The following is an 8,908-nucleotide window of genomic DNA, read 5'->3' as shown; positions in this document are numbered from 1 at the left end:
GGCAAGTGACAACCACCCACCCCAACCCGCCCCACACAGCAGACGCCGGAGAGGCCCACCGCCCCTCCGGCATCCGCATGCACCACGACAACCCACGGGTCCGTCTCGCCGACACCCGACGAGGCCCCGGCTCAGGCGCGACGAAGCAGCCGGAGTACGCACTCCGGAGGCCAACAGAGGACCTGAACCACCCCGTTGGTGACGACGAAGTACCCCGGATTCACCCCACCGTCCTCCTTGCTCACGAGGGAGCGGAGCGGTCCGGGCGGCGTCCGGGACGCCCGCCCCGCCGGGTGCCCGGCGCCGCACGTGGGCGCATGCTGGTGGGGGTGGGGTGGCGGGGGCTCCGGACGGGACGTGTCGATGAGCGTGGGCAAGGCGGACACCAGGTCGCCCGGCCGCCGGCTGTTCTCCGGCCGCGATCGCGCGGTCATCGCGGCCGCCTCGCTGTCCATGCTCCTGGTCCAGATGGACTGGTTCGCCCTCAACCTGATGCTGCCGGTGATCGCCCGGGACTTCTCCACCCCGACCACGAATCTGCAGTGGCTGGTCAGCGGCTACATGCTGGCCCTGGGGGCACTGATGATCACGGGCGGGAGGGCCGCCGACGTCCACGGGCGGCGCACGGTCATCGTGTGGGGGCTGGTCGGCTTCGGCCTCGTGTCCGTCGTGTGCAGCGCCGCGCAGAACGAGGTCTGGCTGGTCGTGGCGCGGGTGGTGCAGGGTGCCACGGCCGCGTTGATCTTCCCCGTGGCCGTGGCGGTCGTCAGCGCCTACTTCCGCGACGACCGGCAGGGCCGCGCGGTCGGCACGGTGCTGGCCTTCAGCGCGATCGGTGTCGCTCTCGGGCCGTTCGTGGGCGGCGTATTCGCCGAGCACATCAGCTGGCGGGCGGTGTTCCTGCTGAACGTGCCGGTCTGCGCCGTCGCGGCTTTCCTGATGCTGCGGTTCGTCACCGACACCCGCGACGAAGAGGCCGGCAACGGCCTGGACCTGCCCGGAGCCGTCACCGTGGCGGGTGGTCTCACCGCGGTCATGATCGCCGTCGACCAGGGTGGCCGCTGGGGCTGGGCCTCAGCCGTGACGCTGGCCTGCCTCGCCGCCGGTGCGCTGCTGCTGATCCTGTTCACCGCGATCGAACGCCGGACCGCCGAACCGCTGCTGGACCTGTCTCTGCTGCACAACGTCCCGTTCGTGACCGTCACCCTCGCCGGTTGCGTGTCCAACATCGGGTACTGCCTCGTGGCGGTCCTCTCCGCGCTCTACCTCCAGCAGGTCCGCGGTCTCTCCCCGCTGGACGCGGGGCTGGTGTTCCTCGCGCTGTCCGTCGGTGCCGGGGCAGCCAGCTACTGGTCCGGCCACCTCGCCCAGCGCAGGCGCCCCGAAGCGCTGATGGCCGGCGGGCTGCTGTTGAGCGGAGCCAGCATCCTGGCGCTGACCTGGGCGGGCCCGCTCGCCCTCTACACAGCCGTGTTCGCGGTCGTGGGCATCGGGCTCGGACTCGGCTGGGCGCTGACCAGCGTGGCCACCCAGTCGTACGTTCCGTCGAGCCGCCTCGCCGCCGCCTCCGGACTGGTGCTGACCTCGCTCGTCCTGCTGGGCGCGGTCGCCGTGGCGGTGGCGGCGACCGTCCTCGAGGTCCTGAGCGGCTCGGAGCAGCAGGCGGCCTCAGACGGATCGGCCATCGAAAGCGTGCTGAGGGCCGCGGCGCTGCTGTCGCTCGCGGGCGCGGCTTCCCTGCTCCCGCTGGTCCGCACGCCGCGGAAACCCGCCCCGGCGCCGACGACCCGCCTGCCTTCGCTCTGACGCCCAGCCCACGGAGCGGGGGCGCGAGGTGCCGCCACTGAAACGCGCTCGCCTTCGCACACCAGAACCGTTCGCGTGAGCAGGTACGAAGAAGTGGTGTAAGTGGCTGTTACAAGGCCCTGAACCCATTCGGCGCAAGAACGAAGGACACCCCGAGGAAAGGCCATTGACCAGGGAAAGCCTCCGGCCCCAGGCGTCCCACGGCCCGATGCCCGCGCTCGCGCCGTCCGCGTCAGCGCAGCCATGACACATGTCCGCTACAAGCGAGAGTCACTGGTATATCCGTATTGCGCAACACGCGCTGAGTTAGTGGCTTTTGGTGGCGGTTCCGGGCCAAAGTGTGGCTCCTCGGCAGGACGCCGGGAACTGTTCGGAGCCCACCCGCCTCGTACGAGCCGGGACGGGCCGCTGTCTGTTGAAGGGGTCATCTACATGTCTGCTTCTCCCGCCACCCGCCGCGTAGTCGCCACATTCCTGGCAGCAGGCGCCCTGATCGGCGCCGCCGCCCTGCCGGCTGCCGCCGACGACCACAGGCGTGACCACCGGGCCCCGCACTCCTCGATCGTCATCGGCGACGTCCAGTACGACAGCCCCGGTCGCAACGACCGCTCCGCCCGTGCCCTGAACGGGGAATGGGTCGAGGTCAAGAACACCGGCCGCCACAGCGTCAACCTGCGCGGCTTCACCCTCACCGACCGGCAGGGCAACCGCTACCGCTTCAACGACTTCCGCCTGGACGGCCGTTCCAGCGTCAAGGTCCACACGGGCAAGGGCCGCGACACCCGCCACGACGTCTACCAGGACCGTCGTGACCAGGTGTGGGACGCGCGCGACAGCGCGACGCTCCGCGACAACCGCGGCAACGTCGTCGACAGCGAGTCGTGGGACGGCCGCCGGCACCACCGCCACGGCTGACGCGGACCTGCTGCCCTGACGGGCTGACCGGGCCGGCAGCCACGCCGAGGGGAATGTGAGCTGCCGGCCTACCGCGAACGGCGTGTCCTGGCGATCCAGCCGGGGCACGCCGTCTTCGTGTGGGGCGGACCGCCGCCTTCGCACGCCGCTGTGCACTTCTGACCACCGGGGTCGCCGTCCGGTGTTGGCCATGCCGGCCGATGTGCCCCCAGGCGCCTGGACCGCAGGGTCATCCGGACTGCTCGCTGTTGCCCTGCTCGTTGCCGCCTTGCTCGCTGTTGCCCTGCTCGTGACTGGGATTCTGACCCCGGTCCTCACCGGGGTTCTGGCCCGACTCCTTCTCGGAGTTCTGACCGGTCCCCGTCTCAGGGACCTTGTCGGTCTCCTTCTGAGGGACCTTGTCCGTCTCGTTCTTCGGAGCCTTGTCGGTCTCCTTCTGAGGGTGGACCTTGTCGGTCTCGTTCTTCGGAGCCTTGTCGGTCTCCTTCGGAGGGACCTTGTCCGTCTCGTCCTTAGGAACCTTGTCCGTCTCGTTCTTCGGGACCTTGTCGGTCTCCTTCGGAGGGACCTTGTCCGTCTCGTTCTTCGGAGCCTTGTCAGTCTCGTCCTTAGGAACCTTGTCCGTCTCGTTCTTCGGGACCTTGTCCGTCTCCTTCGGAGGAACCTTGTCCGTCTCGTCCTTAGGAACCTTGTCCGTCTCCTTCTGAGGAACCTTGTCGGTCTCGTTCTTCGGGACCTTGTCCGTCTCCTTCGGAGGAACCTTGTCCGTCTCGTTCTTCGGAGCCTTGTCGGTCTCGTCCTTAGGAACCTTCGTCCTTAGGAACCTTCTCGGTCTCCTTCGGAGGGACCTTGTCCGTCTCGTCCTTAGGAACCTTGTCCGTCTCCCTCTGAGGAACCTTGTCCGTGCCCTCCTCAGGGTTCACGCGCGTTCCCTTTTCAGGGACCTGGTCCGGCTTCTTCTCAGGCGCCTTGTCCGTGTCCTTCTCCGGGACCTTGTTCGTCTCCTTGTGAGGCACCTGGTTCGTGCCCTTTTCCGGGACCTGGTTCCTGCCCTTCTCGGCAGGATTCTGGCCCGTCTGGGGCCCCTCGTCCGTTTCCTTTTCCTGCTGCCTGCCCTTGTCCTTCTCGGGGAGCCTCTCCGCCGATCCCGAATGGGGCGGGGGCAGGACCGGGTACGCCGAGTCGGGGGTTTGGCCCTTCGGGGGCGGGACGACGTGGTCGTGCTTGCCCTGCACGTCGCCGCTCGACCGCTCGTACCAGCCCTTGCGGTCGTGATCGAACATCGTGACCGTCTTCACCGGCTGCGCGGCTGGCTTGACCGCAACGAGGTCGGAGGACTGGAACGAGGACCACTCCTTGCCGCTGTACGTCTGCTTGCCCTTGACGGCGACGGGCGGGGCCAGCGGGTTGCCGCAAGCACAGCGGACGCGAGGTACGCCGCGGTCGTCGACCAGGACGGGTGTGCCGGCTTGCAGGACCGCCTGATAGCTGGTCGGCGCGGCGTTCTTGTACCCGTGGTTGGTGACCCGGGTGTCCCAGCCGAGCCGGACCGGAGTCAGCGACCGCAGGTAGGAGGGGATCTCGGGCTGCTTGATGCTCAAGGGGGCGGCGAAGGCCTTGCCCTTGTCCGTGTGCTGGGTCAGGAACTGGATCTGCTTTTCGACGTCGCAGCTCGCGAGGTTCCGCGTGCCCCCGTAGAGCCCCGGGTACGCCCCGTTGACCTCGAGGGTGCGGGTACCGGCCGCGCCGCCCTTCGACTGGGCAGCAGCTACGGGTACGACTCCGGAGTCCGCGGAGTCCGCGGCCGTCGAGGGGGTGAACGGGTCCGGGCCGGCCGCCGAGGCGGCCTGCAGGAAGACCTCTCCGCCGACCGCCTTGTTCCCGCCCATGACGGTGAAGGCGAGAACCACCGCCGTGGCCATCGCAACGGCGGTTGCGGCACTCAGAACTGTTCTGCGCGACCGCCACCCGCGAGGCGACCTGCCGCGGCCCCGGCCGGGCTCACCCGGCTCGCCACTGACGGTCGGCGGCCCGGGGGGCCCAGGAGGCGGCGGAAGCCCCGGAGGCGGAGCGTGCTCGTCTGTCGGCCGGCCGGACAGAGGTCCGGACGGGGGCCCGGTGGGGCGCTCGGACGAAGGAGGTAGGGAACTCACGACACACTCCCCCCGACAGGGGACATCGGGAAAACAATGGTCATTCGCATGTGCTTGCTCCTATTCGCCAGTATGACCTCCGGCTCCCGGAGGCGTGAATATTGGAAATTTCGCTCCCGCTAAAAAAGATGAAGAAGACGGCCGGACGGGCCCGCCCCACGTGTGTGACGGGGTGGGGGCCAGCCGGTGCGCGTGAGCCCATGTCTTGAGTAAGCCCTCCGCTCCGGTTCGCGTCACGTTCCGAGTTTTCGTGACTTGACGACCGCCGTTCGTGGGCCCCGCGGCAGGCGCAGCCGCCCCGGCCCCTCCGCCACAAGCAGCAGTAGCCGGAGAGGCCCACGGCCTCTCCGGCTACTGCTGTGTGGCGCGGTTCCCAGTGTGGACAGTCAGACCTCACCGACCGAGCTTCTGCTTCAGGTTTTCCTTGACCTGCAGCTTGATGTTCTGCTTGTTCACCTGGCCACCCTTGCCCGTGCCATCGCCGCCCACGGCGGTCGCATCGCCCGTGTTGATGGCATCGGCACTGGCGTCACCGCCACGCGCATTACCGGTGGTGATCACGCACTTGCCCTTGCAGTTGCCGACGCCGGTGGAGGCATCGCCGCCCTTGGCGGTACCGCCGACGGTGGTGTTCTCGGCGTTGGCGTCGCCGCCGGTACCGATTCCGTCAGCGCTGTCGTCCTGGAGGAGGCTGACGGCCTGCTGCGGGGCGGCGACGGGTGCGGCCATCGCGGTCGCCGGCAGTGCGATGCCACCACCGACCAGCGCAACGGAAGCTCCGGCCAGGACGATACGACGGGTCCAAAAACGCTCAGACATGAGAATTCTCCATTCGGTATCAAAAGGGTTTGCATTCCGCCCCGCAGAAAAGGCCCGGGATTATGTTCCGGCCCCGTGTCCTCCGGGAGTTCCCGGTGAGGGCGTACTCCAAATAAACCCTGCAGGGGCGTGTGCGTCACGCCACTCGAATACGTGGCTTGACCCCTGGAACCGATCTTGGTAGAAGCTGCCGCCGGCCGGTGAGGCCCGGCCCGGCCCGACGCTTCCTCGCCGCCCAGCGAGAGGCCGCAGCCGCCGTTGAACGCGTTCAAAGGCTCTGACAGTATGGCCTGCGGGAACCGCGGCGCTCGGGTGCGCGTTCGTCGCGGTGAGCGGCAGGCTGTCACGTGGGGCCAGGGTCGCGTGGCTGCTGGTCGTGGCGGCAGCTTCGCCAGCGGTGTGGCTCCAGCTGGTGGGAGCATCCAGCATCTGGCGGCCCGCCATCGTGGTGCTGTCGTTCACCGCGACGGTCGCCTCGGGAATCATCTTCCTCGCGCGCGAAGCAAGCAGGCGGCGCGCACCTCGGTACCCCATGCCGGTGTGGCCCGCCTGGACCCCACCGAGCGACTCGAGGTGAGCGCCCGCGCTGAGGCGGGATCCGGGGTGTGCACGCTGGCCGGACCCCGGGTCCTGCTACTTCAGGCCGATCTCTTCACACGCGGCCTTGAGCTTGTCGGTGCAGATCTCGTCGACCGTGTAGACGCCGTCGTCGACCACGGTGGACTTCACGTTGTTCCTGTTCAGGGCCACGCCCGGGACGAGGACCGAGGGTACGCCCTTCATGGTCGGGCTGTTGACGATCTGGTTGATGATTCCGTCGATCTTCTCGCCCTTGGCGAGGGCAACGGCCATCTCCGCGGCGGCCGCAGCCTCCGGCGCGTACCGCTTGTAGACGGTCATGTACTGCTCGCCCGCGACGATCCGCTGCACACCGGCCAGTTCGGCGTCCTGGCCCGTGACCGGGGGCAGGTTGGAGATTCCGGCCGCCTTGAGGGCGGTGATGACGCCTCCGGCCATTCCGTCGTTGGCGGAGTAGACGCCGACGATTTTCCCCTTGCCCAGCGCCGACAGGGCGGCCGCCATGTTCGCATGGGCGTTCTCCGGCTTCCAGTCGACGGTGTCGTACTCCTTGCCGACATTAACCTTGCCGTCGAGGACGGAGTGCGCACCGGACTTGAAGAGTTTGGCGTTCGGGTCGGTGACCGAGCCGTTCACCATGACGATTTGGCCGTCCTTGGCCTTGTCGCCCAGCGCCTCCAGCAGCGCCTTGCCCTGGACCTTGCCTACGTCTTCGTTGTCGAAGGAGGTGTAGGCGTCGATCGGCCCTTCCGCCAGGCGGTCGTAGGCGATGACCGGAATGCCCGCGTCCTTGGCCTTCTTGACCGAGCCGGCGATGGCCTTGGCGTCCACCGCGTCGACGATGAGGACATGCACCTTGTCGGCAATCATCGCTTCCACCTGGGCATTCTGGGCGGCGGCGTCCTGCTTGGCGTTGGCATAGACCACTTTGCCCTTGCCTCGCGTGAACTTGCCGACTTCCTTCTCGATCAGCGGCTTGTCGAACTTCTCGTAGCGCGCCGTCTGGTCCTCGGGAAGCAGGAGGCCGACCTTGACCGCATCGCCCACCGCCGACCCCCCGGGTCTCCCGTCGGCATCGTCGTCCGAGCTGCCGCAGGCAGTGAGCGAGACGGTGATCGCGGAAGCAGCAACTGCAACGGCGACTCGACCCAGATATGTGTTCACGATGTAAACCTCCCTGACGAGGCCCTGTACTTGCGGCCGAGGTAGACGCAGTCAACTCGGCGACGACATCACCGTCAAGAAGTGAACTATTAACGAGATGGCAACGTTGCCATCACGCTCCGTATCCTGGCAATCCCGTCATTAGTGGATCTTTTCAGCCCGATTGACGCGCTGATACCGGTTCAATTTTTGAAGAAGCCACCCCGGACCCTGACCGCCTGTCGACACTCGAACGTCGGGGACGGTCTGTAGAGGCGGTGTGAAAATTCGCCCCCAACGCCGACCGATCGGCGCCGCCGGACGCCACGACGGAACCGAACGTGACACCGTGGACACGTCTTGCAGTCGGCCATCACAGCTTGGAGGGGATCCCGTGATGTACGCACGCCAGAAGAGGGACCGGTCGGTGGCACCCACGCGCCGCCGATTGGCGACGGTCGCAGCGGCCCTCGCCGCAGCCTGCGCTTCGGCGTTGGTGACCGCAGCACCGGCGAGCGCCGAGGTCAAGTCCACGTGCGGGACCTACATCTGTGTGGCCACCGCCTATCAGGGGCGCGATTACGTCCAGGACATCACCGTCACCACCAGGGAGGGTCTGCCGGGGACGCTGCGCGCCTTCGTGGGCGACTACCGGGGGAGCAGGGCGGGCGTGTCGCAGGCCCGGTTCGTCGTCAACCGGGAGTTCAGGGCGTATCCGCGGCTGGCCGTCTGCGGTGGCCTGGACCGCAGTGGCAGGGTGATCGAGAACCACTGCGTGATGATCCCCTGACCATTTCCGGTGCGGCGGCTGTGGCTGGAGCCGGGACCCGCTCGGCCCGTCGATGATCATCGGGTACAGAATGGCCGGTATGTCGATAACAAACACTCCCAAGACGGCATCGATCGACGACGCTTCACCGATCGGCCGCACCCTGGCCCTCGCCTTCGACGATGACCCGATGATGCGCTGGTTCTTCCCCGACGACGCCACGCGCGAGGCGTGTCTGGGCCGCTACTTCAGCACGCTCTTCACACGGCAGTACGGCCGGCACGGCGTATGCGAACGCACCGGGGCGGCGGCGGCCTTCTGGGTGCCGCCGGGCGCACAGGACAAGGCCGTTCCCGACGCGGAGACCATCCGGGAGCTCGAGGAGATCCTCGGCGACCGGGCTCCGCTGTTCCGCGAAGCCGTGGCGGCGGCCGCCGGGAACGGACCCCAGGAGCCGCACTGGTACCTGGCCGTGGTCGGCGCGGACCCGGCCGCGCAGGGTCAGGGGCACGGAGCCGCCCTCCTCCGCTCCGGCCTCGCCAAGGCGGACGCGGCGGGCCTGCCGACGTACCTGGAGTCCTCCAAGCCGTCCAACCTGCCCGTCTACGAGCACTTCGGCTTCACGGTGCTCGGCGAGTTCCGGCTCCCGGGCGGCGGACCGACCCTGTGGCCGATGCGCCGCGAGCCGCGCCACGCGGCCGACGCCTGAGGTCTTCCCCACACC

Annotated in this window: 7 protein-coding genes; 4 read left to right on the top strand and 3 right to left on the bottom strand. The window is 68.1% G+C overall.

The features are described 5' to 3' along the window. Positions 1-363: 363 nt before the first annotated feature. Both IF09_RS0116220 and IF09_RS0116215 read left to right on the top strand, forming a co-directional pair. Positions 364-1,806, top strand: a complete 1,443-nt coding sequence (locus IF09_RS0116220) for an MFS transporter (RefSeq protein WP_051832518.1) — start codon at positions 364-366, stop codon at positions 1,804-1,806. 432 nt (positions 1,807-2,238) lie between these two features. Then, entirely contained in the window at positions 2,239-2,721 is a 483-nt protein-coding gene (locus tag IF09_RS0116215; protein ID WP_030296252.1) for a lamin tail domain-containing protein, read from the top strand. An 800-nt stretch (positions 2,722-3,521) separates the two neighbouring features. On the opposite strand, the gene IF09_RS41770 is transcribed toward IF09_RS0116215, so the two are convergent. From IF09_RS41770 to IF09_RS0116195, 3 genes are all read right to left on the bottom strand, one after another. After that, positions 3,522-4,643, bottom strand: coding sequence for a DUF6777 domain-containing protein (locus IF09_RS41770; RefSeq protein WP_051832517.1), 1,122 nt, complete (start codon positions 4,641-4,643; stop codon positions 3,522-3,524). A 624-nt stretch (positions 4,644-5,267) separates the two neighbouring features. After that, positions 5,268-5,693 carry a hypothetical protein gene (locus IF09_RS0116200; protein WP_158709989.1) on the bottom strand — a complete coding sequence of 142 codons (426 nt, stop codon included), beginning with the start codon at positions 5,691-5,693 and terminating at the stop codon, positions 5,268-5,270. Between the two features lie 633 nt (positions 5,694-6,326). After that, complete coding sequence (locus tag IF09_RS0116195; RefSeq protein ID WP_030296244.1) at positions 6,327-7,436, bottom strand: sugar ABC transporter substrate-binding protein; 1,110 nt, start codon at positions 7,434-7,436, stop codon at positions 6,327-6,329. A 475-nt stretch (positions 7,437-7,911) separates the two neighbouring features. Between IF09_RS0116195 and IF09_RS0116190 the strand changes: the two genes are divergently transcribed. Then, on the top strand, positions 7,912-8,205 hold the full coding sequence (locus IF09_RS0116190) for a hypothetical protein (protein ID WP_234321020.1): 294 nt from the start codon (positions 7,912-7,914) through the stop codon (positions 8,203-8,205). A 79-nt stretch (positions 8,206-8,284) separates the two neighbouring features. After that, positions 8,285-8,893, top strand: coding sequence for a GNAT family N-acetyltransferase (locus tag IF09_RS0116185; protein ID WP_030296239.1), 609 nt, complete (start codon positions 8,285-8,287; stop codon positions 8,891-8,893). Positions 8,894-8,908: the final 15 nt, after the last annotated feature.

It is taken from the genome of Streptomyces katrae, from assembly GCF_000717655.1.
Taxonomy (GTDB): Bacteria; Actinomycetota; Actinomycetes; order Streptomycetales; family Streptomycetaceae; genus Streptomyces; species Streptomyces katrae_B.
The sequence above is the reverse complement of the archived record's forward strand: the minus strand, read 5'-3'. Positions and strand labels throughout refer to the sequence as shown.

What these genes read in the sequence shown, in the direction of transcription:
- IF09_RS0116220 (WP_051832518.1), top strand. Translation starts at nt 364, where the DNA reads ATGAGCGTGGGCAAGGCGGACACCAGGTCGCCCGGCCGCCGGCTGTTC.
- IF09_RS0116215 (WP_030296252.1), top strand. Translation starts at nt 2,239, where the DNA reads ATGTCTGCTTCTCCCGCCACCCGCCGCGTAGTCGCCACATTCCTGGCA.
- IF09_RS41770 (WP_051832517.1), bottom strand. Translation starts at nt 4,643, where the DNA reads ATGGCCACGGCGGTGGTTCTCGCCTTCACCGTCATGGGCGGGAACAAG.
- IF09_RS0116200 (WP_158709989.1), bottom strand. Translation starts at nt 5,693, where the DNA reads ATGTCTGAGCGTTTTTGGACCCGTCGTATCGTCCTGGCCGGAGCTTCC.
- IF09_RS0116185 (WP_030296239.1), top strand. Translation starts at nt 8,285, where the DNA reads ATGTCGATAACAAACACTCCCAAGACGGCATCGATCGACGACGCTTCA.